General features: G+C 59.3%; 18 protein-coding genes and 1 tRNA gene. 6 read left to right on the top strand and 13 right to left on the bottom strand.

The window, feature by feature from the left end:
* Window positions 1–16 precede the first annotated feature (16 nt).
* From AB5Y93_RS04885 to AB5Y93_RS04875, 3 genes are all read right to left on the bottom strand, one after another.
* The gene (locus AB5Y93_RS04885) at window positions 17–1,504 is read right to left on the bottom strand and encodes a transporter substrate-binding domain-containing protein (RefSeq protein WP_368228894.1); all 1,488 of its coding nucleotides are present in this window, start codon (window positions 1,502–1,504) and stop codon (window positions 17–19) included.
* Between the two features lie 224 nt (window positions 1,505–1,728).
* Entirely contained in the window at window positions 1,729–3,414 is a 1,686-nt protein-coding gene (locus tag AB5Y93_RS04880; RefSeq protein ID WP_029314601.1) for an aspartate:alanine antiporter, read from the bottom strand.
* 771 nt (window positions 3,415–4,185) lie between these two features.
* Window positions 4,186–4,261 (bottom strand) — tRNA-Asn (locus AB5Y93_RS04875).
* 133 nt (window positions 4,262–4,394) lie between these two features.
* Between AB5Y93_RS04875 and uvrB the strand changes: the two genes are divergently transcribed.
* The 3 genes from uvrB (at window position 4,395) to AB5Y93_RS04860 (ending at window position 7,470) form a co-directional block, all read left to right on the top strand.
* Entirely contained in the window at window positions 4,395–6,407 is a 2,013-nt protein-coding gene (gene uvrB, locus AB5Y93_RS04870) for an excinuclease ABC subunit UvrB (protein ID WP_368228887.1), read from the top strand.
* Window positions 6,404–6,661 (top strand): DUF1232 domain-containing protein, encoded by a 258-nt coding sequence (locus AB5Y93_RS04865; RefSeq protein WP_010674910.1) that lies wholly within the window; start codon window positions 6,404–6,406, stop codon window positions 6,659–6,661. The genes uvrB and AB5Y93_RS04865 overlap by 4 nt, the downstream gene beginning before the upstream one ends.
* Window positions 6,662–6,807: 146 nt before the next feature.
* A complete protein-coding gene (locus AB5Y93_RS04860; RefSeq protein WP_368228886.1) occupies window positions 6,808–7,470 on the top strand; it encodes a DedA family protein in 663 nt (220 codons plus the stop codon).
* Window positions 7,471–7,714: 244 nt separating this feature from the next.
* Here AB5Y93_RS04860 and dsbB read toward each other — a convergent pair whose 3' ends face one another.
* Complete coding sequence (gene dsbB, locus AB5Y93_RS04855; protein ID WP_010674908.1) at window positions 7,715–8,236, bottom strand: disulfide bond formation protein DsbB; 522 nt, start codon at window positions 8,234–8,236, stop codon at window positions 7,715–7,717.
* A gap of 86 nt (window positions 8,237–8,322) precedes the next feature.
* Complete coding sequence (gene nhaB / locus AB5Y93_RS04850) at window positions 8,323–9,897, bottom strand: Na(+)/H(+) antiporter NhaB (protein ID WP_368228885.1); 1,575 nt, start codon at window positions 9,895–9,897, stop codon at window positions 8,323–8,325.
* A 333-nt stretch (window positions 9,898–10,230) separates the two neighbouring features.
* Here nhaB and fadR point away from each other — a divergent pair, with 333 nt between their 5' ends.
* Entirely contained in the window at window positions 10,231–10,944 is a 714-nt protein-coding gene (fadR, locus tag AB5Y93_RS04845; protein ID WP_010674906.1) for a fatty acid metabolism transcriptional regulator FadR, read from the top strand.
* Window positions 10,945–11,003: 59 nt separating this feature from the next.
* Here fadR and AB5Y93_RS04840 read toward each other — a convergent pair whose 3' ends face one another.
* The 4 genes from AB5Y93_RS04840 to AB5Y93_RS04825 all read right to left on the bottom strand — a co-directional run bounded on the left by AB5Y93_RS04840 (window position 11,004) and on the right by AB5Y93_RS04825 (window position 18,248).
* Entirely contained in the window at window positions 11,004–12,524 is a 1,521-nt protein-coding gene (locus AB5Y93_RS04840; RefSeq protein ID WP_039040868.1) for a SpoVR family protein, read from the bottom strand.
* 10 nt (window positions 12,525–12,534) lie between these two features.
* Window positions 12,535–13,806 (bottom strand): YeaH/YhbH family protein, encoded by a 1,272-nt coding sequence (locus AB5Y93_RS04835; RefSeq protein WP_010674904.1) that lies wholly within the window; start codon window positions 13,804–13,806, stop codon window positions 12,535–12,537.
* 24 nt (window positions 13,807–13,830) lie between these two features.
* Entirely contained in the window at window positions 13,831–15,753 is a 1,923-nt protein-coding gene (locus tag AB5Y93_RS04830) for a PrkA family serine protein kinase (protein WP_010674903.1), read from the bottom strand.
* Between the two features lie 572 nt (window positions 15,754–16,325).
* A complete protein-coding gene (locus AB5Y93_RS04825) occupies window positions 16,326–18,248 on the bottom strand; it encodes an ATP-dependent DNA helicase RecQ (RefSeq protein ID WP_368228884.1) in 1,923 nt (640 codons plus the stop codon).
* Between the two features lie 332 nt (window positions 18,249–18,580).
* Between AB5Y93_RS04825 and sstT the strand changes: the two genes are divergently transcribed.
* Entirely contained in the window at window positions 18,581–19,831 is a 1,251-nt protein-coding gene (gene sstT / locus AB5Y93_RS04820) for a serine/threonine transporter SstT (protein ID WP_139737961.1), read from the top strand.
* 737 nt (window positions 19,832–20,568) lie between these two features.
* Here sstT and AB5Y93_RS04815 read toward each other — a convergent pair.
* The 3 genes from AB5Y93_RS04815 to pabB form a co-directional block, all read right to left on the bottom strand.
* Window positions 20,569–21,867: a serine/threonine transporter gene (locus AB5Y93_RS04815; RefSeq protein WP_045524555.1), complete on the bottom strand. Its 1,299-nt coding sequence runs from the start codon at window positions 21,865–21,867 to the stop codon at window positions 20,569–20,571.
* Between the two features lie 215 nt (window positions 21,868–22,082).
* Window positions 22,083–22,649, bottom strand: coding sequence for a CoA pyrophosphatase (locus AB5Y93_RS04810; RefSeq protein WP_368228893.1), 567 nt, complete (start codon window positions 22,647–22,649; stop codon window positions 22,083–22,085).
* A gap of 43 nt (window positions 22,650–22,692) precedes the next feature.
* The gene (pabB, locus tag AB5Y93_RS04805; RefSeq protein ID WP_368228883.1) at window positions 22,693–24,063 is read right to left on the bottom strand and encodes an aminodeoxychorismate synthase component I; all 1,371 of its coding nucleotides are present in this window, start codon (window positions 24,061–24,063) and stop codon (window positions 22,693–22,695) included.
* A gap of 210 nt (window positions 24,064–24,273) precedes the next feature.
* Here pabB and AB5Y93_RS04800 point away from each other — a divergent pair, with 210 nt between their 5' ends.
* Window positions 24,274–25,797 carry a fumarate hydratase gene (locus tag AB5Y93_RS04800; RefSeq protein WP_010674897.1) on the top strand — a complete coding sequence of 508 codons (1,524 nt, stop codon included), beginning with the start codon at window positions 24,274–24,276 and terminating at the stop codon, window positions 25,795–25,797.
* A 354-nt stretch (window positions 25,798–26,151) separates the two neighbouring features.
* Here the strand turns inward: AB5Y93_RS04800 and AB5Y93_RS04795 are convergent, their stop codons facing one another.
* Complete coding sequence (locus tag AB5Y93_RS04795) at window positions 26,152–26,631, bottom strand: cell division inhibitor (RefSeq protein WP_010674896.1); 480 nt, start codon at window positions 26,629–26,631, stop codon at window positions 26,152–26,154.
* Between the last annotated feature and the right edge of the window lie 155 nt (window positions 26,632–26,786).

Below are 26,786 nucleotides of genomic sequence, written 5' to 3'. Positions count from 1 at the left end.
CCTCGTCCGGCAAGGATCACTGGGTCGGTTTCGCCGCCGATGTGCTGACGTCCTCCTTCGCCTCCTGTTTCAGGGCATCGCTCGCTTGCTGGCGCAGAGCCACCTGCTCCATCACCAGCTTGTAGGCGATGTAGTACTTGTAGATGTTGCCCACATAGGTGACCGTCTCGGGGCCGATTTTCTCCGCCGCCACGTACTCGACATTGTGGAACCAGACGTTGGGATCCAGCCCCCGTTTTCTGGCCTCGGCGCGGAGCCGCGCCACCCGGGCGGGGCCGGCATTGTAGGAGGCGAACGAGAAGAGGGCCTTGTCGAGGGTGGTCATGGGCTCGTCCGCATAGTAGTGATCTATCATCCAGCGCATGTATTTGACGCCGCCGTGAATATTGGGCTCGAGCTGGCGTATGTCGCCGACCTTCAGCCCCTTGCCGGTGGCGGGCATGATCTGCATGATGCCGATGGCGCCCACATGGCTGCGGGCATGATGGTTGAGGGCGGACTCCTGGTAGCCCTGGGCCGCCATCAGCAGCCAGTCCATGTCATAGCGCTCGCCATATTCACGGAACAGCTCGACCACCTGCAGGAATTTCTTGCGCTCCGCCTCGGCGGCGGCGCTTTTGACGAACTTGTTCTGCTTGAGATAACGGGCCAGGATCTCGTCCCCCGTCGCCTTGCCGCGCAGCGCCTTTATCTGCTCGTTGAGCATGGCGAGCAACTGGGGACTCTCCTTGCGCACCGCCCAGGCGATGACGCCCCCTTCCCGGAACACGGGGGTGTCGTGAATGGTGATCCCGGGGAAAATCTTTTGCCAGAAGCGGGCTTTGTGCTCGTCCATGACGATGAAGGGGAGCAGGCCTGCGTTCACCATCTCCACCAGATCTTCATCTTCGAGCACCTCCGAGGCGGGTTGGAGGTCGATGAGGGGCTCTCCCGCCGACTTGCGAGCCTGGTTGTAGGCGAGCAGGCTCTCGTAGTAGCTGGATGAAGGGCGTACGAAGACGCGCTGGCCCCCGAGATCAGCGGCGTTTTCCACCTTGGGGGAGAGGGGGCCGGAGACGAGCAGCTCCCGCACGTTTTCAAGCAAGGGATCGGTGAAGGCGATACCCTGTTGCCTGCGTTTGTCCGTGATGGTGAGGTTGGCGGCGGCGATGTCGCCTTTGCCTTCGATGAGGGAGCTCAGCAGGGCTTCCCGGGCCACGGGAATGAAGACGAAGTGCACCTTGAGGTGGCGTTTGATCGCCTTTTTCTTGCGCAACTGTTCGTTGAGGCGCTTTTCCACCTGCATGAAGGCATCGTAGGTGGCCCCCCGTTGCACGCCCTTGGTGATGAAAAATCCTGTCTTGTTGTAGGTGGTGAGCACCCTGATGGTGCGCTGTTCCAGCATGACGTCGAGATCTCCCAGCCTGGGTTTGGCAAGCTCGTCGTTTTCAAAGCTCAGTGCGCTTTTCTCCGTCCCTGCTTCGGGGGCCACCTGCTTGCCGGATTCGGCCCCCCAGGTTGGCATCAGGGAGCAGAACCACCAGATCACAATCATCCATGCGCGTTTCATCACTTACTCCTCGCTCGTTTTATTGAGTGTAAGTGGCGCCTTGTAGAGGATTTAGCTTATTGGGTTTGATAGACCCGTCCCCATAGCACGATTTCCACTATTCCATCCAGGAGTGCCCGCCCATGAAAAAAAGGAGCCTCGAGGCTCCCTTTTTTCATGGGCGGGCAGGTACTCGGCGGCTAGAACCAGAAGCCGATGATGAAGGAGCCCGCCAGGGTCAGCATCACGTTGGCCACCGCATAGGTGCCGGCGTAGCCGAGCGCCGGGATGGAGCTGTTGGCCGCCTCGTTCACTACGTCCATGGCCGGGGCACAGGTACGTGCGCCCGTGATGGCGCCGAGCAGCAGGGCCGGGTTCATTTTCAGCACCCAGACACCGAACAGGTAGCCTACCAGCACCGGCAAGGTGGTCACCAGCATGCCGGAGAAGAGCACCACCATCCCCACTTCGCTCAGGTGATCGAGGATGCCGCCCCCCGCCTTGAGGCCGGTACTCACCATGAAGACGGCGAGCCCGAGATCCTTGGCAAGGCGCAGGGCGCCTGGTGGCACATAGCCCACCGTGGGGTGGTTGGCACGCAGGTAGCCCATCAGGATCCCCGCCAGCAGCAGACCGACGGCATTGCCGAGGCCGAACTCTATCTGGCCGAACACCAGGGAGACGGAGCCGATGAGCAGGCCCAGTACGAAGAAGGTGGCGAAGGCCACCAGATCCGTGGTCTGGCTGTGGATGCTGATGAAGCCTATCTTGTTGGCCAGCAGCTTGACCCGCTGCTTCTCGCCGCTGATCTGCAGCACGTCGCCCTTTTGCAGCATGATGTTGCGATCGAACGGCATCTCTATCTGGGAGCGCACCACCCGGTTGAGGAAGCATCCCTTCTCGGTGAGGTTGAGCTCCACCAGATGGCGACCCACCACGGCATCATTTTTCACCACGATCTCTTCGGTGACGATCTGCAGGTCAAGGAGGTTGCGATCGAACACCTCCTTGCCGTTGCGGTAGTTGACGTCGAGCTTCTCGTGGCTCTCTGGGTAGCCCACCAGGGCGATCTCGTCCCCTTCCTGAATGACGGCGTCACCATCGGGGCTGGCCAGAATGCCGTTGCGGCGAATGCGCTCCACATAGCAGCCTGTGTGGGGATAGATGCCGGTTTCGCGCAGGGTACGACCGCCGATCCAGGCGGCGAGCTCCGGGCCGACCCGATAGGCGCGGATGATGGGCAGATAGGTCTTGCGGCTCTCGCTGTCGGAGAGCCCCCGCTCGCGGGCGATCTTCTGGGCCTCGGTGTTGAGATCCAGCCTGGCCAGGGAAGGAAGGTAGCGCACCACCAGCATCAGGCCCACCAGGCCCACCAGGTAGGTTAGAGCGTAGCCTATCCCCATGTTGTCGAGCACCGACTGCATGTCGGTCTGGTGGGGCAGGTTGAGCAATCCGCTTCGCAGGGCGTCCTGGGCCCCCACCAGGGCCGGCGTGGAGGTGAGAGAACCTGCCAGAATGCCGGCGGCCATGCCGGGCCCCAGATTGAAGAACTTGGCGAGCCCCACGGTCAGCAGCAGGGCCGACAGCAGGATCACCAGGGTCAGGGTGATGTAGTGGATGCCGTCGCGAAGGAAGACGCTGAAAAAGTGCGGCCCCGCTTCAATTCCCACGCAGAAGATGAACAGCATGAAGCCGACGTTTTCAGTGGAGGTGGAAAACTGGAATCCCATCTGGCCAAACAGCAGGGCGGTGAAGAGCACGCCTATGGTGTTGCCTATCTGGAAGTTGCCGATGCGTACCTTGCCCAGCAGCAGCCCGAAGGCCAGTACCACGAACAGCAGCAGGGAGTCGCTTTGATGTAGCAGTGTCACGAAATCTATGGTCATGCCCGGAAAAACCGAGGAAAAAAGTGGGGCCGATATTGTGCCGGATCCTGTATCAAGAAAGAAGCGCCAAAGCGGATTAACAGCCAGTTAAGTGCTGGTCTCTTCGGTGAAGATAGGGATGCGAGGGGGGGCTGGGGAAAACACCTCTATTTTACGCTGCAAGGCCCGCTGTCAATGAGTGAAATATGCTGTCGAGCCGGGAGGGGATAACACTCCTGTGGACAATTTATTACCTGCTGCATGGGGAGCAAACGGGCACGTTTTTCAGCATTTTCCACTGAGGAAATTGAAGGGTTACAAAAGAGACTTATGACTCATCCGGCGAGGGCTGACCCGCAGGATGCGGCATAGCGAAAAAAAATCCCCCACAGGCAGCACCGCGAGTCAATTCATCCCATTTAGGGGGGAAGGGAAAAACAGCAGAAAATGGGGAAGAGGGGAGGCGGCCAGCGCAAACCGGGGACAATGGCTGCCAACCCAGATGAACCGTGGCTTTGGTCAAGTTACCCACAGAAACTGTGGATAACCCTGTTCATGAAACTTGGCGATCAGGCTGAAAGCCGCGCCAATACTGGGCTGCAAGGACTGTTCAAAAAATACCTGCAATAAATTGTTTCTATAAAAATCAAATAGTTATGCGCAGCAGAACAAAACGCTGCTGGTCAGTATCGGGAGATAAAAAGGGAGTCAGGCCGCAGGGAAGGGCTTGTGCATTAAAATTGGAAGAGGAAAGCACTAAAGTGGATAACTTGCACCGAGATGGTGAGGAATTGGCTCCCCCGACTGGACTTGAACCAGTGACATACGGATTAACAGTCCGCCGTTCTACCGACTGAACTACGGGGGAACATCAGGCAAGGAGGTGCATCATACAGAGGTCGTATTTCGGGGTCAATAGCCATCAGGGAGGGTGAGCGGATACCCAGCTCCTTCAACTCGGGGTACACTGCTCCCTTGCCGTTTTTTTGCCGGGAGTCGTCATGAGCAAGTTATTCCAGTTGGCCAGCCAGTTTCAACCCGCCGGGGATCAGCCGAGGGCCATCGCCCAGCTGCTCGATGGCATCGAGTCGGGACTGGCCCACCAGACCCTGCTCGGGGTGACCGGTTCGGGCAAGACCTTTACCATGGCCAACGTCATCGCGACCCTCAATCGCCCCACCATGATACTGGCCCCCAACAAGACCCTGGCGGCCCAGCTCTACGGGGAGATGAAGGAGTTCTTCCCCGACAACGCGGTGGAGTATTTCGTCTCTTATTACGATTACTACCAGCCCGAAGCCTATGTGCCGACCACGGACACCTTCATCGAGAAGGATGCCTCCATCAACGATCACATCGAGCAGATGCGGCTGTCAGCCACCAAGGCGCTGCTGGAGCGGCGTGACGTGGTGATCGTCGCCTCGGTGTCGGCCATCTATGGTCTGGGGGATCCCCAGGCCTACCTCAGCATGATGCTGCACCTCAAAGTGGGGGACGTGATCAATCAGCGGGATATCCTGCGCCGCCTCGCCGAACTGCAGTACACCCGCAACGACATGGCCTTCCAGCGCGGCACCTTCCGGGTGCGGGGGGAGGTGATCGACATCTACCCCGCCGAATCGGACAAGCTGGCCCTGCGGGTGGAGCTGTTTGATGAAGAGGTAGAACGCCTCTCCCTGTTCGATCCCCTGACCGGCGCCCTCGAGCAGACGGTGGTGCGCTACACCATCTACCCCAAGACCCACTACGCCACCCCGCGGGAGACCATCCTGGGTGCCATCGAGCACATCAAGGAGGAACTCAAGGGGCGGCGCGAGCAGCTGATGAGCCTCAACAAGCTGGTGGAGGAGCAGCGCATCAGCCAGCGCACCCAGTTCGACATGGAGATGATGCAGGAGCTGGGTTACTGCTCCGGTATCGAGAACTACAGCCGCTATCTGTCCGGCCGTGCCCCCGGCGAGCCGCCACCCACCCTGTTTGACTATCTGCCGGGGGACGGCCTGCTCATCATCGACGAATCCCACGTCACGGTGCCGCAGATCGGCGCCATGTTCAAAGGGGACAGATCCCGCAAGGAGACCCTGGTTGAGTACGGCTTCCGCCTTCCCTCGGCGCTGGACAACCGGCCCCTCAAGTTCGACGAGTTCGAGGCGCTGATGCCCCAGACGGTGTTCGTCTCGGCGACCCCGGGCCCCTACGAGCTGGAGAAGTCCGGCGGCGACGTGGTGCAGCAGGTGGTGCGTCCCACCGGCCTGCTCGATCCCGAGGTGGAAGTGCGGCCGGTCACCACCCAGGTGGATGATCTGCTCTCCGAGATCCGCAAGCGGGTCGCCGTGGAGGAGCGGGTGCTGGTCACGACACTGACCAAGCGGATGGCTGAGGACTTGACCGAATACCTGGCGGATCACGAGGTACGGGTGCGCTATCTGCACTCGGACATTGATACCGTGGAGCGGGTGGAGATCATCCGCGACCTGCGCCTTGGCAAGTTCGATGTGCTGGTGGGCATCAACCTGCTGCGCGAAGGCCTCGACATGCCGGAAGTCTCCCTGGTGGCCATTCTGGATGCGGATAAAGAGGGCTTCCTGCGCTCCACCCGCTCCCTCATTCAGACCATCGGCCGGGCGGCACGCAACCTCAACGGCAAGGTGATCCTCTACGGCGATACCATCACCAACTCCATGAAGGTCGCGATTGAAGAGACCGAGCGGCGCCGCGCCCTGCAACACGCCCACAACCTGGAACACGGCATCGTGCCGAAGGGGCTCAACAAGGCCATCGGCGATGTGATGGACATGGGGGGCAGCCGCACGGCGGGCAAGGCCGGCAAGGGGAGTCGCAAGGCTGCCGAACCGCAAGGGGAGTACCATGCCCGCTCTGCCAGCGAGATCAGCAAGGAGATCAAGCGGATGGAAGAGCAGATGTTCCAGCATGCGCGGGATCTGGAGTTCGAACAGGCGGCGGCGCTGCGGGATCAGATCCAGCGGCTGCGCGGCGAGCTGATCGAGTCATGAGCGCCAGACGCTGGCTCATCTGGCGGCGTTTGCGCCGCCTCTATCAGGGCTTTCGCCACCCAGGCACACCCTGGTGGGCGAAGGGGCTGGTGATCCTTATCCTGCTCTATGGCATCAGCCCGGTGGACGTTGTCCCCGATGTGGTGCCTCTCCTTGGCTGGCTCGACGACGCGACCCTGTTGCTGCTCCTCTTGTGGGGCTGGGAGAAATGCCTGCCCGGCGAGGTGCTGGCCGCTCTGGACAAGGCCGAGTGAGCAGAACCCTACGTTCAGGGAAAGGGAAAAAGAAGGGGGATTGAATGACTCCCTTCATGGAGTTCGAAAAAGGGGACCATGGGGAGATTGTGAGCCAGGTCTCATTGGCGTAGACTCCACGCCGTTCACTTCATGGGTACCAAAAAATGGATCTGATCCTCTTTGCCATCGACTTTATTCTGCACGTTGACGCGCATCTGAAAGAGCTGTTCGAGAATTATGGCGTCTGGGTATACGCCATCCTGTTTCTCATCATTTTCTGCGAGACCGGGCTGGTGGTGACCCCCTTCCTGCCGGGGGACTCCCTGCTGTTTGCTGCAGGTGCCCTCACCGTGGGCAGCGTGCTGGACGTGCACACCCTGGCCGCCGTGCTGATCATCGCCGCGGTGCTCGGCAACGTGGTGAACTACACCATAGGCCACTTCTTCGGTGAGCAGCTGTTTCGCAACCCCGATTCCAAAATCTTTCGTCGGGACTATCTGGTCAAGACCCATGCCTTCTATGCCAAGCATGGCGGCAAGACCATCATCATCACCCGCTTCCTGCCCATAGTGCGGACCTTCGCCCCCTTCGTGGCGGGCATGGGGGCCATGACCTATCCCCGCTTCCTGGCGTTCAACCTGGTGGGGGGGCTCTTGTGGGTGCTCTCCTTCGTCTATGCCGGCCACTTCTTTGGCAATCTGCCGGTAGTGCGCCACAACTTTACCCTGCTCATCTTCGGCATCATCGCGGTCTCCTTGTTGCCCATGGTGATCGGCATGGTGAAGGCCAGGAGAAGTGCCAGCAAGGCCACCTCCGAAGGCGCGTGACATCGCCATGCACGACATGAAACAAGGGAGCCTATGGCTCCCTTCTTGTTGGTTGGCTGAGTGGCAGGTCGCCGCTGCGCCCTTTGACCCGCTTGTGGCCTGTTACGATGATGCACACCCGCAGGCAGCCACTTCATTGGCAGAACAGGGAGAAGGGGAGCCGGCCCCCTGGGCATGGGGTCGTGAGGCGATAAGAGGAGATAAAAAGGGAGCCATGGGCTCCCTTTTATGGTCGATTGAACGACTAGTTGCAGCAGCGCCCTTTTATCAGGTTGCCAGCAGCCACGATGACGAACACCAGCAGGTAGGCGGCAAAGATGACCACGAGCCACTGCGGCATGGAGAAACCGAGAAACTGCCAGCTGATCTCGCTGCAGTCGCCGTCCGGGTAGAACATCCAGGGAACCCATTTATCCAGTGGTGCCCAGGCAGGGAAGTCAACAAACCCTTCGCATACGTTGAAGGGGGAGGGGTTCATCTGGTAATCCACGTGCTTGAGCGCCAGTTTCAGGCCCCAGAAGGCGCTGTAACCCCACAGGAGCATGGCACTCCAGCGCAGGTACCAGCGCTCTGGCGCGACCATGCCGAGGAGGCCGGCGGTGAGCACGCCGAGGAGGGCGATACGTTCATAGATGCACATCACGCAAGGGTGCAAACCCAGCACGTGCTGGAAGAAGAGGGCACAGAGTTCCAGCGCGAAAGCGGAGGCTGCCAGCAATCCCCAGGCCAGACGATGACTGGCAATGCGGCGAAGATACTCGATCATCTGATTGATCTCTCAGAGAAAAATAGTGGCTGAATTAGAGCAGAGCCCCATCTGAAAAGAAAGGGGCCGAACAGCCCCTTTCATGATCAGTGTGTGGACGGGGTGGGCAGTGGCAGTGCCCCATGATCCAGCAACCACCCTGCCTGATAGAACCATTCGGTTGCAGGACCGAGGAGCAGTTCCACGGAGAAAAAGCCGACAAGCCCCAGCACCAGGGTATAGGGCAGCGCCATCCAGACCATGCGGCCATAAGAGAGGCGCAGCAGGGGAGCGAGGGCCGAGGTGAGCATGAACAGGAATGCGGCCTGGCCATTGGGGGTGGCGACCGACGGCAGGTTGGTGCCGGTGTTGATGGCCACGGCCAGCAGATCAAAATGCTCGCGGCTGATGGCGCCGTTGATCAGGGCGGTCTTCACCTCGTTGATGTAGACGGTGCCGACGAAGACGTTGTCACTGACCATGGAGAGCAGACCGTTTGCCAGGTAGAAGAGGGCAAGCTGATCCTCCGGCTTGGCCGCCAGTACCCACTGGATCACCGGCTTGAACAGCTGTTGATCGATGATGACGGCGACCACGCTGAAAAAGACGGTGAGCAGGGCGGTGAACGGCAAAGCCTCCTGGAATGCCTTGCCAAGCGCGTGTTCTTCAGTCACGCCGGTGAACGCCGTCGCGAGCACGATGACCGTCAGGCCGATCAGCCCAACTGCAGCCAGATGGAGGGCAAGACCCGTGATAAGCCAGATGGCAATCAGCGCCTGGACGATCAGCTTGGCCTTGTCCTGCGGGGTACGTTGTGCGTCTTCGTCGCGCTCGTAGGATTCCATGATGTGACGCACGGGCTCGGGCAAGCGGGCGCCATAACCGAACCAGCGGAATTTTTCGACCAGGATGCAGGTCAGCAGGCCGCAGATGAAGACCGGGATGGTGACTGGCGCCATGCGAATGGCAAATTCACCGAAGTGCCACCCCGCCTGTTCACCGATGATGAGGTTCTGGGGTTCACCGACCAGGGTGCAGACGCCCCCCAGGGCGGTACCGATGGCGGCGTGCATCATCAGGCTGCGCAGGAAGGCACGAAACTCGTTCAGATGCTGGCGGGAGAGCTCGTCAATCTCTTCGTCATCATGATGCAGATTGCCGGACTCATCCCGAGAGGCCACCTTGTGGTAGATGGCGTAGAAGCCGGTTGCGACGCTGATGACCACGGCGATCACGGTCAGGGCATCAAGGAACGCGGAGAGGAACGCAGACACCAGGCAGAAGGCGAGAGAAAGCAACGTCTTGGAGTGGATGCGCACCAGCATCTTGGTAAAGACGTAGAGCAGCAACTGCTTCATGAAGTAGATGCCGGCCACCATGAAGACCAGCAGCAGGAGTACTTCGATATTGGCCACCAGCTCATGTTTTATCTGGTTGGCGGAGGTCATGCCGATGAGCACGGCTTCGATGGCCAGGAGTCCGCCCGGTTGCAGCGGATAGCACTTGAGGGCCATGGCCAGGGTGAAAATGAACTCGACAACCAGCAGCCAGCCGGCCAGGAAGGGATCAACGTAGAAAATGACCGGGTTGATCAGCAGGAATAGAACGATGGCAATTTTGTACCATCGCGGAGCATTGCCCAAAAAGTTCTTTGTAAACGCGCGCCCTAGGCTGATTGGCATAATGATGGTTCTCTGTTCTGTTGTTGATATCTGCGTCTATGCAGTCGAGCCCGACCCGAGCCGAACATCCGGATATTCACCTGTATCAGATTGATTGCACATGATTTTAATCAAGGGAGCGATAACTATAAATAAGCTCGCTGAACTTGCCCAGCGAGCAAACGCTTATATCCCCATCATTTGGTGTTGGTTGACTCCCCACTTGTTGGCGCATACATATTTTTAACAAAAAGATCGGGGTAATGTGAGCAGAGGACCGACCTTCTGCTTGCCAGCATGACCGGCTTTGCTATTATTCGGGGGCCTTTTTACGCACTACAACAGAGTCATTACATGGTCATTAAAGCGCAAAGCCCTGCCGGGTTTGCCGAGGAATACATCATCGAGTCCATCTGGAACAATCGCTTTCCTCCTGGATCCATTCTGCCGGCGGAGCGCGAGCTGTCCGAATTGATCGGCGTGACTCGCACTACCTTGCGTGAAGTGTTGCAGCGCCTTGCCCGTGATGGCTGGCTCACCATCCAGCATGGCAAACCGACCAAGGTCAACAATTTCTGGGAAACCTCCGGTCTCAACATTCTGGAGACCCTGGCGCGTCTCGATCAGGACAAGGTGCCGGATCTGGTGGCACAGTTGCTCTCCGCCCGGACCAACATCTGCACCATCTTCATCCGTGGCGCCATTCGTAACAACCCGGAACAGGCCGCCGAGATACTGCGTGGTGCCGATGATGTGGAGAACACGGCCGAGGCCTATGCGGACTTCGACTACCGTTTGCATCACCAGCTTTCGTTTGCCTCGGGCAACCCCATCTATGCCTTGATCCTCAATGGTTTCAAGGGCTTGTACAGCCGGGTTGGCCGCTACTACTTCTCGGACAAGCAGGCGCGCGAAACCGCAGATGCCTACTACAAGACGCTGCGCAAGCTGGCCGAAACCAAGGATCACGAAGCCGTGTTCATGACGGTACGCCAGTACGGCATCGAGTCTGGCAAGCTTTGGACCCGTCTGCGTCAGGACATGCCAAGCAACCTGTGTGACAACTGATTGCCCTGACCCAAGAAAAACGCGCCTGATGGCGCGTTTTTTTATGCCCGGTACTGACGTCAGGTCATGCTCTTGCGGTCCGGACAACGGCCGATGATATCTGCGGATAGCTCGCCATTGTCCTGCTCCAGCACCACATCGAAGCCCCACAGCTGATGAAGATGCTTTAGCACCTCGTGGCGTGACTCGCCAAGGGGGATGCGGTTGTGGGGAACATAGCGCAGGGTCAGGGAGCGATCGCCTTTCACTGCCACGTTGTAGACCTGAATGTTGGGCTCCAGGTTGCTCAGGTTGTATTGAGCGGACAGGGTGCTACGCACCAGCCGGTAGCCCTCTTCATTGTGAATGGCGGACACTTTGAGGTAGTTCTTCAAATCGTCGTCATCGATGGCAAAGAGCTTCATGTCGCGCATCACCTTGGGACTGAGGAACTGGCTGATGAAGCTTTCGTCCTTGAAGTTCTGCATGGCGAAATGCAATGTCTCGACCCAGTTGGTGCCAGCGTAATCGGGGAACCAGTATCTGTCCTCCTCGGTCGGGTGCTCGCAGATGCGACGCAGGTCGGTGAACATGGCAAAGCCAAGGGCGTAGGGGTTGATCCCCGAGTAATACCGGCTGTTGTAGGGGGGCTGATAGACGACGTTGGTGTGGCTGTGCAGCACCTCCAGCATGAAGCGATCGCTGATTTTTCCCTCGTCATAGAGGTGGTTGAGAATGGTGTAGTGCCAGAAGGTGGCCCAGCCCTCGTTCATCACCTGCGTCTGCTTCTGCGGGTAGAAGTACTGACTGATCTTGCGCACGATACGTACCACCTCGCGCTGCCAGGGCTCGAGCAGGGGGGCATTCTTTTCGATGAAATAGAGGATGTTCTCCTGAGGCTCGGCAGGATAGCGCCTGTCTTCCACCCCGGCAATCTTGTGCTGCTTGGGCAGGGTACGCCACAGCTCATTGACCTGGGTTTGCAGATAATCTTCCCGCGCCTTCTGGCGTCGCTTCTCCTCGGCCAGAGAAATCTTCTGGGGCCGCTTGTAACGATCCACCCCGAAGTTCATCAGGGCATGGCAGGAGTCGAGCAGTTTCTCCACCGCATCGATGCCGTGTTTTTCCTCGCACTCGGTGATGTAGTTCTTGGCAAACAACAGGTAGTCGATGATGGAGGAGGCATCGGTCCAGGCCTTGAACAGATAGTTGTTCTTGAAGAAGGAGTTGTGACCATAGCAAGCGTGGGCCATGACCAGCGCCTGCATCGGCATGGTGTTCTCTTCCATCAGATAGGCGATGCAGGGGTCCGAGTTGATGACGATCTCGTAGGCCAGTCCCATTTGGCCGCGCTTGTAGTTGCGTTCGGTGTGGATAAAGCGCTTGCCGAATGACCAGTGTTGATAACCGATGGGCATGCCCACGCTGGAGTAGGCATCCATCATCTGCTCTGCAGTGATCACCTCGATCTGGTTGGGATAGGTGTCGAGCCGATAGAATTTGGCGACCCGGGCTATCTCCTGGTGATAAAGCTCCAGCAGATCGAAGTTCCAGTCAGGACCATCGTCCAGCGGCGCTATCTTTCTTGCGGTTTCTACCATATGTGATCCCTCAAGCCGCTTGCTTCTTGAACAATTCCCGGAACACCGGATAAATGTCCTCGACCTTGCGAATGTGCTCCATGGCGAAGTGGGCGTATTGCTCTGCCACCGCCTCATATTCGTGCCACAGGGTCTGGTGGGCGCGGGTAGTGATCTCGATGTAGGAGTAGTAACGCACCCGCGGCATGATGTCGCGCATCAGGATCTCCCTACACTGGGGTGAGTCATCGGCCCAGTTGTCACCATCAGAGGCCTGCGCCGCATAGATGTTCCACTGGTTGGCGGGATAACGTTCGTTGATGATGTCGTTCATCATCTTGAGCGCACTGGAGACGATGGTGCCGCCGGTCTCCTGGGAGTAGAAGAACTCGTGCTCGTCCACCTCCTTGGCCTGGGTGTGGTGGCGGATGTAGACCACCTCGACATTCTTGTAAGTCCGGCTCAGGAATAGATAAAGCAGGATATAGAAACGCTTGGCCATCTCCTTGGTAGCCTGATCCATGGAACCGGAGACGTCCATCAGGCAGAACATCACCGCCTGGCTCGAGGGGACGGGCCGTTTGACAAAGTTGTTGAATTTGAGGTCGAAGGTGTCGATAAAGGGGACCGCATCGATCCGCCGTTTCAGCTCCCTGATCTCTTTTTCAAGTTGCGCCATTTCGGCGAAATGGTCGTTGGGCTCGCAAGCCAGCTGGGCCAGGCGCTCCTCCAGTTCACGCAACTGACGTTTCTTGCCTGCCTGCAGCGCCATGCGCCGCGCTAGCGAATTTTGCAGGGAGCGCACCACGTTGATGTTGGCAGGCACCCCGTTGGAGGTGTAGCCGGCCCGGTAGGTCTTCATCTCCATCAGCTGGTTGAGCTGGGTCTTTTGCAGCCGTGGCAGTTCCAGATCCTCGAACAACAAGTCCAGATACTCGTCTTTGGAGATCTGGAAGACGAAATCATCGACGCCCTCTCCTTGATCCGAGGCCTGGCCCTCGCCACTCCCCTGGCCGCCGCCACCCCCTTTGGGCCGGTCAATCTTGTCACCGGAGACAAACTGGTCGTTGCCCGGATGCACCATCTCCCGTTTGCCGCCATGACCCTGATGAAAATGGGGTTCCCCGATGTCCTTGGTCGGGATGCTGATGCTCTCGCCCTTGTCCACGTCCTGAATGCTGCGCTTGGAGACAGCATCCGAGACCGCTTGTTTTATCTGCTTCTTGTAGCGGCGGATGAAGCGCTGCCGATTGACAGCGCTTTTGTTTTTGCCGTTGAGCCTGCGGTCGATAAAATGCGCCATAACTCCCCCTTGAACACGGCAGGGTCAGGATGACTTGCGTACCCTGAGATACCACTCGGAGAGCAGCCGCACCTGTTTACGTGTGTAGCCTTTCTCCATCATCCGTTCGACAAAGTTATCGTGCTTCTTCTGCTCCTCAGCCGAGGTTTTGCTGTTGAAGGAGATAACCGGCAGCAGCTCTTCCGTGTTGGAGAACATCTTCTTCTCGATCACGGTGCGCAGCTTCTCGTAACTGGTCCAGTTGGGGTTACGGCCTGCATTGTTGGCCCGGGCACGCAGCACGAAGTTGACGATTTCGTTGCGGAAATCTTTCGGGTTGCTGATCCCGGCAGGTTTTTCAATTTTCTCCAGCTCGCTGTTGAGAGACGCTCTGTCAAACAGCTGGCCGGTTTCTGGGTCACGATACTCCTGATCCTGGATCCAGAAGTCGGCGTAGGTGACGTAGCGATCGAAGATGTTCTGACCGTACTCTGAATACGACTCGAGGTAGGCGGTCTGGATCTCCTTGCCGATGAACTCGACGTAGCGCGGAGTCAGGTAACCCTTGATGAACTCCAGATAGCGATCGTGCAGCTCTTGCGGGAACTGCTCGCGCTCTATCTGCTGCTCCAGCACATAGAAGAGGTGCACCGGGTTGGCTGCCACTTCCGCGTGGTCGAAGTTGAAGACACGGGAGAGGATCTTGAACGCGAAACGGGTGGAAAGGCCGTTCATGCCCTCGTCAACCCCCGCATAATCCCGGTACTCCTGATAGCTTTTCGCCTTGGGATCCGTGTCTTTGAGACTCTCGCCGTCATAGACTCGCATCTTGGAATAGAGGCTGGAGTTTTCCGGCTCCTTGAGCCGCGACAGCACCGAGAACTGGCCCAGCAACTCCAGAGTACCCGGTGCGCATTTGGCCTCGGTCAGCTCGCTGTTGAACAGCAGTTTTTCATAGATCTTCACCTCTTCCGAGACGCGCAGGCAGTAGGGCACCTTGACGATGTAAACACGGTCGAGGAAGGCTTCGTTGTTCTTGTTGTTGCGGAACTGCTGCCACTCGGATTCGTTGGAGTGGGCCAGCAGGATGCCGTCGAAGGGGAGGGCGGAGAGCCCCTCGGTACCGTTGTAGTTCCCCTCTTGCGTCGCCGTCAGCAGCGGGTGCAGCACCTTGATGGGGGCCTTGAACATCTCGACGAACTCCATCATCCCCTGGTTTGCCTTGCATAGCGCACCGGAGTAGGAGTAAGCATCGGCATCATCCTGGGCGAAGTGTTCCAGCATGCGGATATCGACCTTGCCGACCAGGGAGGAGATGTCCTGGTTGTTGTCGTCCCCCGGTTCGGTTTTGGCGATGGCGATCTGATCGAGGATGGAGGGGTTCACCTTCTCCACCTTGAACTTGGTGATGTCGCCGCCAAACTCGTGAAGGCGCTTGGCGACCCAGGGAGACATGATGGGGCGCAGATAACGGCGAGGGATGCCGTACTCCTTCTCGAGGATTTCGCCATCTTCGTCGATGTCAAACAGGCAGAAGGGGTGATCATTCACTGGTGAGCCCTTGATGCGATAAATGGGCACTTTTTGCATCAGGGATTTGAGTTTCTCTGCCAGCGAGGATTTACCGCCGCCAACCGGTCCGAGCAGATAGAGGATCTGTTTCTTCTCTTCCAGACCCTGAGCGGAATGTTTGAGATAGGAGACAATCTGTTCGATGGCTTCTTCCATGCCATAGAAGTCTTTGAAAGCGGGATAACGCGCGACGACGCGGTTGGAAAAGAGACGGCTGAGACGTGGATTGGTCGAGGTGTCGATCATTTCCGGCTCGCCGATGGCGGTCAGCAGACGTTCGGCGGCAGAGGCGTAGCAGGATTTGTCCTGTTTGCACATATCCAGAAACTCCTGGATGCTGTACTCCTCCTCTCTGGCCTTCTCATACCGCTGTTGATAGTGCTCGAAGATGCCCATAACTTAGCCCTCGTTATAGTCGCTTGCCCTGAAAAAGAGTGGATCACTACTTTTGTTCTGTTTACCTCTTAAGCCTAGTCAACAGCCCCCAGTAATCCATCGCCATCATTGGTTTAAGTTTGTGCGGGAGCTTCCCGATCCTCGTGCGGGAAGAAGCAGTAAGTGACATACCTATGTTACTGACTGTTAAATTATTTTTGCCACGACAGTGATGCAAATGTCAAAGACATAAAAAATAAATCTTTGTGTGCCAGAGGGAGAAAATGGTGACGCTCTGTTTTGTCAGGGGGCGGTGCCAGCAAGGGCAAGGGCGGCAGGGAATAGAGGGTGAAAAGGCATATCGCTTACGTCAACGTAATGTCATTTGTTTGGTGTTTTTGCTCTAATTTTTACATTGACGCTACATTCTGACTGCTCTAGATTGGCCCTGTGTCGAGCAGTCATCGCTTTAGCAAGAGAGTGGGTGATTGTGCAGATACTAAGCTCTGTTTAAGCACGTTTCCGTTGGCTTGACCCTCGCATCCGCGAGGGTCTTATTTTTTCAGCGCCTGAACGGCGCCAAACCTGCAAGCTCAGGATCCGGCGGGATAGAGGGCTGACACCGCCGCCAGCACCTCGGCGAAGGGATGGTCCGCCAACTGGCCAAAACCGGCCAGATCCCTGGCCTTGAGACGGGTGGTCAGCGGGGTGGCGATGCCACACAGGAAACGGGTCAGGATCCTGGGATGGCGCTGATGGCACAGGGCGATCAGCGGATCGCACCAGGCGCGCAAACCGTGCTCGTTGGGCAAGCCCGGTGATGCAAGCGGCGGCAACACGGCGATCTCTCCCCGGCAGACGGAACAGTGCCCGCACCGCTCGGGGGCCGCGTCGTCGGCAAAATAGCGGGCAAGCTCATGGCTGAGGCAGGTGGTCGAGGTGAAAAAGGCCAGCAGCGCCTGAAGGCGGGCCAGCTCGCTCTGCTCTTTCTTTTCAAACAATTCATGCAGCTCTTCGGCCAGGGTCGCGGTATCGATTTGCTGGCTCAGCACCCGATAGACCTCGGTCATCTGCTTGCTTTCAAGCTCGATCCAACCCTGCTGCTGCAGGTAGTCCAGCGCCGTCGCGGCGCGCTGGCGTTCCCCCTGGTATCCCTGCCACAGCGCTTCGAAGTCCATGGTGCACCAGGTGCGCGCCTGTGGCGCGCAGGCAAAGACCTGCTCCAGGAACTGGCGGCGTTCGGAATTGAAACGAGCGAGGATCGCCTGTTTTTCCAGTACGAACCTGAAACGGTACTCGGCAAAGTAGCTGTAGGCCGGTGCAATGATCCCCGCCATCTCCAGATAGACCAGCAGGGTCTTGAGGGGCAGTTGGCGAATGTTGGTCTCGTTGGAGAGGCGCAGCAGGCTGAATTCCCACTCGGCGCCGCTCTGGCGCACGATATCGAGCAAGTGCGCGATGGCGTCCCTGTCCGGCGTATCCCCATAGACGAAGTTTTCCAGTACCGGCAACTGGGCGCGGCTCGCCAGCACGGTGCAGCGGGAGGGAAGCCCGTCACGTCCGGCGCGGCCTATCTCCTGGCTGTAGTTCTCGATGGATTTGGGCAGGTCGTAGTGAATGACCCGGCGAATGTCGGCCTTGTCGATGCCCATGCCAAAGGCGATGGTGGCCACGATGCAGTCGAGTCTGCCAGCCATGAAGTCGTGCTGGATCTGGCTGCGCAGGGCGGGATCGAGCCCCGCATGGTAGGCGCATGCCCGGATGCCGCTGGCCTGTAGCTGCGCGGCGCACTGCTCTGCGCTGTGTTGCAGAGTCACGTAGACGATGGTGGGGGCGGCCGGATCCCGGTGCAGCTCCTCGCGCAGCCAGGTATCGCGGGCACTGCCGGCCAGCGGGAGGACGGCCAGATCCAGATTGGGTCTGTAGAAACCGGTGACCACCAGATCGTCCCGGTCTATGGCAAATTTTGCCTGCATGTCCGCCATGACGGCCGGGGTGGCGGTGGCGGTCAGCAACAGCACCTGGGGAATGGCCAGTTCACGGCGATGATCCGGCAGCTTGAGGTAGTCGGGGCGAAAGTTGTGGCCCCACTCCGAGATGCAGTGGGCCTCGTCCACCACCAGCAGTGACAGGGGGATGTGGGCGATGAAGCGGCGAAAGCGCTCATTTTTGAGGCGCTCCACCGAAATCATCAGGATCTTGAGCTGGCCATCGCTGGCCTGCTGCATCACGCGCCGGCTCTCTTCCGCTGTCTGGCTGGAGTCCAGAGTGGCGGCGGCGATCCCCTTGCTGCGCAAAAAGGCGAGCTGATCGTGCATCAGGGCCAGCAGGGGAGAGATGACCAGGGTCAGGTGGGGCAGTGCGAGGGCGGGCAATTGATAACAGAGGGATTTCCCCGCGCCAGTCGGGAAGATGGCTGCGGCGCTCTTGCCAGCCAGCAGACGACTGATCACCGCTTCCTGCCCGGGCCGCAAGCGATCAAAGCCGAAGTGTCGGGTCAATAAAGAGGTGATCATGGCAAGGCTCCCTGAAAAAGGGCGTCATCATATCACTTCTGGCCCAGTGGTGGCCGATGATCGGACTGGTTTGGTGACATTTTGACCGTGGTTGATATTGTGTTATCACATTGTTGTAGATTTTTTGTGAGGTAACCCTGATATTTTTCAGTGATTATGTGGAAAAAAACCATGGCAGATGGGATATTCCTGTCCGCAACCCCACGCGAACGGGACAGATCCACCAGAAGAGCTGCCCACGGCGTCACCGTCAACGGACCGGTGCCAATGCGCGGGGCTGGTTGCCAACAGGACTAATGATTCACGCACCATGAGTGCACAGGGACTACTTGATGACACAACAACACCCCCTCATTCGACTGGTCAACAGCACCAGTCTGGTTAGCCAGATCCTGGTCGGTCTGGTATTCGGTATCCTTCTTGCGATGTTCATGCCCGAGTGGGCCAAGGCGGCGGGTCTGCTCGGCAGCCTGTTCGTCGGCGCCCTGAAGGCCGTGGCGCCGCTGCTGGTCTTCGTGCTGGTGATGTCGGCGATCATCGGCCACAAGCAGGGCCAGAAGACCAACATGAAACCGATCCTGCTGCTCTATGTGCTGGGTACCTTCCTGGCGGCTGCCGTGGCAGTGGTGGCGAGCTTCCTCTTCCCCTCCAACCTGCATCTGGTGGCAGGCGCTACCGAGATCACGCCGCCAGGGGGCATCACGGAAGTGCTGCAGACCCTGCTGTTCAACGTGGTGACCAACCCGGTGAAAGCACTGCTGGAAGCCAACTATATCGGCATCCTGGCCTGGGCCATCGGCCTTGGTATCGCCATGCGTCACGCCAATGAGAGCACCAAATCACTGATTTCCGATGTGTCTCACGGGGTTTCCGCCATCGTCAAGGCCGTGATCCGTTGCGCTCCGCTCGGCATCCTGGGCCTGGTTGCCTCCACCCTGGCTGAAACCGGCTTCGATGCGCTGTTTGGCTATGCCCAGCTGCTGGTGGTACTGATCGGCTGCATGCTGTTCATCGCCTTCGTGGTCAATCCGCTCATCGTCTTCTGGAAGATCAAGCGCAACCCCTATCCCCTGGTGCTGACCTGCCTGAAAGAGAGCGGTGTGACCGCCTTCTTCACCCGCAGTTCCGCCGCCAACATTCCGGTCAACATGGCCCTGGCCGAGAGGCTGCGCCTGCCGGAAGACACCTATGCGGTCTCCATCCCGCTGGGGGCCACCATCAACATGGCCGGCGCCGCCATCACCATTACCGTGCTCACCATGGCGGCGGTGCATACCCTGGGGATGGAAGTGGACATGGCGACCGCCATTCTGCTCTCCGTCGTCGCCACCATCAGTGCCTGTGGCGCTTCCGGTGTGGCGGGCGGCTCCCTGCTGCTGATCCCGCTGGCGTGCAGCCTGTTCGGTATCAGCAACGACATCGCCATGCAGGTGGTGGCCGTTGGCTTCATCATCGGGGTGTTGCAGGATTCCGCCGAAACGGCCCTCAACAGCTCCACCGACGTGCTGTTCACTGCGGCTGCCTGCATGGCCGAGGATGAGAGCCTGCTGGATGCCGCCCCGGTCCCCAGCCGCGAAGCTTGATCCCCTCAGACGTTCCGCTCTGCACAGGCGCCCTCTTTGGAGGGCGCTTTTTATTTGCGCGCGCGTCAGGCGCCCTGCACCTTCTCGCCGTGTCATGGCACTGACAGTGCTCGGATCCCCCTGTGTGATTTCCCGGGAGGGGCCCGTTGGCCGCCTTACGTGTTCTCGCCACCGCCAACAAGCCATTCCCTGTACCCGCGTGCCCGGCACTGCATTCGGCAGGGCATATCGGGCTGTTTGTGCTGTCAGCATGGCGGCCTGTGGCATCCCCTCTGGTGACCGAAGGGGTCATCTGCTCTTCGGACGCTGTACGGGAAGCCCAGTCAAGGTCCTCTTGGCGGTTTTTGCCTGCGCCCCTGTGGCCGGTGCTTTCCTTGAGTGCCTTGAAGGAAGGCCCCATTGGGTGGGGGCCTGGACTCTTTGGGCGAAACCCCGAAGAGCGGGCGTTCCTGGCAAGGACAAGGGCTCTGGTGTTCTGCCTGGCAAGGCCGATGGCGTGCGGCAGATGACGGGATAACGCAGCACGCCTTGGTCGTGTGCCATGGGGAAAGGAATATGAGCGGCAAGCTGTCACCAAGGAGAAAGAGAGTGGGTGAAAGGGCTGTCTCTGATCTGAGGACTCTGATCATCTTAGCTCAGTGCCTGATGATCATAACGAACACAGCCCGGCAGAGGAGATCTGCCGGGCTGTGGGAGGCGTCGGGCCAGATGCTGGTCCGACGGTATCGCAGGAAGGCTTAGCCGACCAGTTGATAGAGGATGGCGGAGATGGCGATGAGGCCCATGGTCGCCACGAAGACGTTGCTGATCTGGCCCTGGTATTTCGCCATGGCCGGAACGCGCTTGATGGCGTACATGGGCATGAGGAACAGGATGGTGGCGATGATGGGGCCACCCAGGGATTCGATCATCCCGAGGATGGAGGGGTTGATCACGGCCACGCCCCACAGGGTCAGAATGAAGAAGGCGATGATGAACAGCTCCACCTTCTTGTGGTTCGGTGCCTTGCCGGAGTTGCGCATGTTCTGGACGATCATCCCTTTCAGACCTTCACGGGCACCCAGATAGTGGCCGAAGAAGGAGGAGACGATGGCCACGAAGGCAACCAGCGGACCGAAGTAGGAGATGATGGGGCTCGCATGCTGGTTGGCCAGGTAGGAGAGCACGGCGATGTTCTGGGACTTGGCTTCTGCCAGCTGGGCCGGCGTCAGGCTCATCACGCAGGAGAAGACGAAGAACATCACGAAGCCCAGCAGAATGATGGCGGTGCGCTTGAGGATGGCGTCGGACTTGGCGACGGCATGCTCACCGTGATCACGGCGCTGAGCCAGGGCGAAGCTGGAGATGGCCGGGCTGTGGTTGAAGGAGAAGACCAGCACCGGGATGGTCAGCCACAGTGTGGTGGCGAAGTCCTTGGTGCTCGGCATTTCATTCAGGGCCGCACCGGTCCAGTCCGGGATCAGGTACAGGGAGATGCCCGCCAGAATGGCGATGAGCGGATAGACCAGGAACTCGGTCACTTTCAGCATCAGCTTCTCGCCAGCCAGCATCACGGACATCATGGCCATGATGAGCACGATGGAGAGGATCCAGCGCGGGGGCGGCGTCATCTGCAACTGGTTGACCAGGAAGCTTTCCACCGTGTTGGTGATGCCCACACCGTAGATCAGCACGATGGGGTAGATGGCGAAGAAGTAGAGCAGGGTGATCAATTTACCGGCACCCACGCCGAAGTGTTCTTCCACCACCTGGGTGATGTCGGCATTGGGTTGCTTGGAGGAAAGCACGAAGCGCGCCAGACCACGGTGGGCCAGGTAAGTCATGGGGCCGACCAGCAGCGCCATCACCACCAGCGGCCAGAAGCCACCCATACCGGCGTTGATGGGCAGGAACAGGATGCCTGCACCGACGGCGGTACCGAACAGGCTGATCACCCAGGTGGTGTCTTGTTTACTCCAACCGCGAGATTGGACCGAGCTGATTCCTTGCTCCTGTGCGGCTGCAACATCCTGTGCGCCAGTGACAGTATTGGACATGTGTCTCACCCCGAATGTGTGGTTTTAATTAGTCGGCGCAAGAATACTTTCTTTTTAATCAAAAATGTTGATCAAATTCACCTTTGTGCGGCCGAAACCCGTACTTTCTTGTAGAAATGTGATCAAAAGAATAAAAAATCAAAATTTATTTATCAAATGCAGTGTTATTTGAATGTTAACTGGATAATTTCCCACCTCATGATGTTGTCGAAATGTTATTTCGAGATGTGCTGGGCAAGCTGGCGGATCATGCTGGCAGTGGCTCCCCAGATGAAAGATCGCTCCCAAGGGATCCAATAGATGGTGTGACGTCCGTCCGCCCTTGGCAGGCTCAGGGCTATGTGCTGCCCCGGATCCAGCACGTGGGCGAGGGGGACTTCGAAGGCCTGGGCCACCTCGTCCTGGCTCAGGGTCAGCCCGTAGCCTGGGTCGAGCATGGCGAGGACCGGCAGCACATCGTAGCGTGAGACGGTATTGAGAGGGGTGAGGCTGCCGATGATCCGGATCTGGGAGGGGGGAATGCCAAGCTCCTCCTCGGTTTCCCTGAGCGCGGTGTGAATGAGGTCCCGGTCTTCCGGGTCCTGGCGCCCGCCGGGAAAGCTGATCTGCCCCGGGTGGTGGCGCAGGGCGGCGCTGCGGCGCGTCAGCAGCAGGTGCAGGCCCTCGGGGCGCTCCACCAGGGGGATCAACACGGCGGCAGGTTTGAGCCCGGCCAGTGCCAGGCGATGGGCGGGGGCGGGGCGCTGCAGCAAAAAGCGGGTCAGCAGCTCGGCACTCGTCATCTCCATGGGTCTCCTTGTGTCGGCCCCGCAGGGCCGGATGGGGTCAAAGGGCATCGAGCAGTGGCAGGATGCGGGCCACCTTGTCGTAGGTCTCCTGATATTCGGCGTCGGGATCGGAGTCGGCGATGATGCCGCCCCCCGCCCAGCAGTGCAGCTGACCGGCTTCGGCGATCAGGGTACGGATGCAGATGCTGGTATCCATCCTTCCGTGCTGACTCAGATAACCGATGCTGCCGCAGTAGGCATTGCGCCGCACCGGCTCCAGCTCCTCGATGATCTCCATCGCCCGGATCTTGGGAGCCCCTGTGATGGAGCCGCCGGGGAAGCAGGCCCGCAGCAGATCCACTTCTTGCCAGCGCGCATCCAGCTCTCCGTGAATGGTGGAAACCAGATGATGCACTGCCGGGAAGGATTCCACGGCAAAGAGGTGCGGGACCGTGACCGACCCCGGCCGGCTCACCCGGCCGATGTCGTTGCGCAGCAGATCGACGATCATCAGGTTCTCCGATCTGTCCTTGTCGGCGCTGGCGAGTGACTCGGCCACCCTGGCATCCTGGGCGGGATCCGGGTGGCGAGGCCGGGTGCCCTTGATGGGCTTGGTCTCGATATGGCGCTTGTCGAGCAGCAGGAAACGCTCCGGGGAGAGGCTCAGAATGGCGCTTTGCGGCAGGCGGACAAAGGCGGAGAACGGCGCCTTGTTGGCGGCGCTCAGGGCGAGATAGGCGGACCATTCATCCCCCTGATAAGGGGCGCTGAAGCGCTGGGTCAGGTTGATCTGGTAACAATCCCCCGCCGCCAGATAGGCCTGGATACGGGCAAACTTGTCGCCGTATTCGGCCCGCGTCATGTTGCTCTGCCAGGGGCCGGTCAGGTGAAGGGGGAGGGTGGTTCGTTCGCGCTGCGCCATCAGCCAGTCGAGCCTGCGGGCGAGGCCGGCTTCATCACCCCAGTGGGCCAGTTGCCAGTGTCCCGTCGCGACATTTCGCAGCAGCGCCCAGTCGTAGATCCCGACCGCCATGTCGGGCACCTGGATGTCCTGTTGAGCCACTGCGGGCAGACGCTCGAATCGTCGGCCCAGATCGTAGCCAAAGAGTCCCAGGGCTCCCCCGATGAACGGCAATCCCGAGTCATCCTCAACGCGCTCCCCGAGCAGGGCTCGCTGGGTCTTGGCGAGCAGGGCGAGGGGATCGCCGTCATGATGGTGCTGGTGGTTATCCTGGGTGAGGCAGGTGCTGGTACCCCGGGTTTCCAGGGTGGCAAGCGGATCGGCGCTGATGATGTCAAAACCGTTGTCAGCCCCCAGGGGGCCGGCGGATTCCAGCAGGATGGCCCAGGGTTGGTGTTGCAGGCAGGCGAACCAGGTGTGGAGCGAGGCCTGCGGGTCGAAATGGTGGATATGCAGTCTTGGTTTCATTTTTTGTTACATAGGCAACAGTTTGCGCCCGGCTCCCTAGCCGGTTCGGGTGGTCAAGCGTATCATGGCCGCCGGCATTTTTAAGAAAAACACCGTTATAAAAACACGCCGCAGTCTGCCGGCTCCAGGTGCATTTGCCACCTGCCGAAGGCCCGGCTCATATGGAAGCCCTTGCTCGCGCAAGCGATAACAAGGACCAGTGAGGATGATATGAGCATCATTAGAAAACAGGACTTTATCGATTCCATTGCTGACGCCCTGCAGTACATCTCCTTCTACCACCCCCTCGATTTCGTGCAGGCTGCCAAGGCCGCCTATGACCGCGAGATCAACCCGGCCGCCAAGGATGCCCTGGCCCAGATTCTGATCAACTCCCGCATGTCTGCCGAAGGTCATCGCCCGCTCTGTCAGGACACCGGTATCGTCACCTGCTTCGTCAAGATCGGCATGCAGGTACAGTGGGACAGCGACATGACGGTCCAGGAGATGGTGGATGAGGGCACCCGCCGCGCCTATACCAATCCGGACAACCCGCTGCGCGCCTCCGTGCTGGCGGATCCGGCCGGCAGCCGCAAGAACACCAAAGACAATGCCCCCGCTGTCGTGCACATCGACATGATCCCGGGCAACAAGGTGGAAGTGAGTATCGCGGCCAAGGGCGGCGGCTCCGAAAACAAATCGAAGATGGTGATGCTCAATCCCTCCGACGACATCGTGGAGTGGGTGCTCAAGACGGTGCCGACCATGGGGGCTGGCTGGTGCCCGCCCGGCATGCTCGGCATCGGCATCGGCGGCACCGCCGAGAAGGCGGCGGTGCTCGCCAAGGAAGCTCTGATGGAGCACATAGACATCCAGGAGCTGATTGCCCGTGGTCCCGAGACCACCGAAGAGAAGCTGAGGGTCGAGCTCTATGACAAGGTCAACAAGCTCGGGATCGGTGCCCAGGGGTTGGGCGGCCTGACCACGGTGCTGGATGTGAAGGTGAAATCCGCACCGACCCACGCCGCCTCCAAGCCCGTGGTGATGATCCCCAACTGCGCCGCCACCCGTCACGTGCATTTCGAACTCGATGGCTCCGGCCCGGCGGAGCTGACACCCCCCAGGCTGGAAGACTGGCCGGAGATCACCCGTGAGTCCGGTGGTAATGTGCGCCGGGTCAACGTGGATGGCATCACCAAGGCAGAGCTTGCCAGCTGGAAGAGCGGCGATACCGTGCTGCTCTCCGGCAAGATCCTGACCGGCCGCGACGCCGCCCACAAGCGCATCGCCGACATGCTGAAAAAAGGTGAAGGACTGCCCGAAGGGGTCGATTTCACCAACCGCTTCATCTATTACGTGGGCCCGGTCGATGCGGTGCGTGACGAGGTGGTCGGCCCGGCTGGCCCCACCACGTCCACCCGGATGGACAAATTCACCGACATGATGCTGGGAGAAACCGGCCTCATCGGCATGATCGGCAAGTCCGAGCGCGGCCCCAAGACGGTCGAGAGCATCAAGCAGCACCAGGCTGTCTACCTGATGGCGGTGGGCGGCGCCGCCTATCTGGTGGCGAAAGCCATCAAGAAGGCGCGCGTGGTGGCCTTTGCCGATCTGGGGATGGAGGCCATCTACGAGTTCGAGGTGGAAGACATGCCGGTCACCGTGGCGGTCGACTCCCAGGGCAACAACATCCACGAGACCGGCCCGGCCTACTGGTCCGCCAAGATTGCCGAGCTGGAGACCAAGCTGGCTTGATCAATCGGACTTCGATGCAAACGGAGAGCGATTAGCCCCCGTACAGAAGCATGTTGAAAGGCGACCCGAGGGTCGCCTTTTTTACGGGCCCCATTTGACGGTCTGGACCTGAGCAAATTTACTGCTGCTGTGCTGCTGTGCTGCTGTGCTGCTGTGCTGCTGTGCTGCTGTGCTGCTGTGCTGCTGTGCTGCTGTGCTGCTGTGCTGCTGTGCTGCTGTGCTGCTGTGCTGCTGTGCTGCTGTGCTGCTGTGCTGCTGTGCTGCTTTGTCTTTGTCGCCATGGCATCCCGGGTCGGAAGCCTGGATAACCCGGTGGGCAATGCCGGCGCATTGGCTGTCACGCCGAAGGGGCGATCAGTGGTTCAGGTAGATATCCTGGCCGCCGTAGCTCAGTGCCCCACCCAGAGGGGTTGCGGGCTCGAAGAAGCGGGTCAGGACACCGGCACGCTGGCCCAGGGTGCTCAATGTGCTCCGGTCCAGGGCGACCTGTTCGGGCAGCCAGGTCAGCACGGCGGCGCAGTGACCATTGATCAGGCTCTGCTCCAGCAGGCGCTGCCAATTCTTGATCTTGGGGGCGTGCACGACAAGCACCCTGGCAGGATTGATCCCTCTGGCCTGCAATTGCGCGGCGGCGGGCAGACCGGGCGGGGCGACGAGCAGGATCCAGCCACTGTCAGACTGACTCAGTTGCCCCAGGGCATCCAGCAGCGGCGCTTCCTGATGGAGAGGGCCGCGCCGCTGCTCTTGTCCCATCTTGCTCTGATGGCGAGTGGGCCAGGTGGTGATCAGACCGGCAGAGGAGGAGGGGGGGCAAAGATTCAGGGGCTGGCTCATATGTCGTTCCTGTATGAATAACCATGCTGTATACGCATACAGTAGTTCTGTTCGCAAGGAGTGACAAGTCATTTGTGGCTAAAAGTGTGAGCCGATTAACAGGGGATGATTTTAACTACATGATTAAAAAGGATATTTATATCTTCCTTATACAG

This window comes from Aeromonas sp. R10-1 (assembly GCF_040908465.1).
Classification (GTDB): Bacteria; Pseudomonadota; Gammaproteobacteria; order Enterobacterales; family Aeromonadaceae; genus Aeromonas; species Aeromonas caviae.
This window is presented reverse-complemented; position numbering and strand designations above follow the sequence as displayed.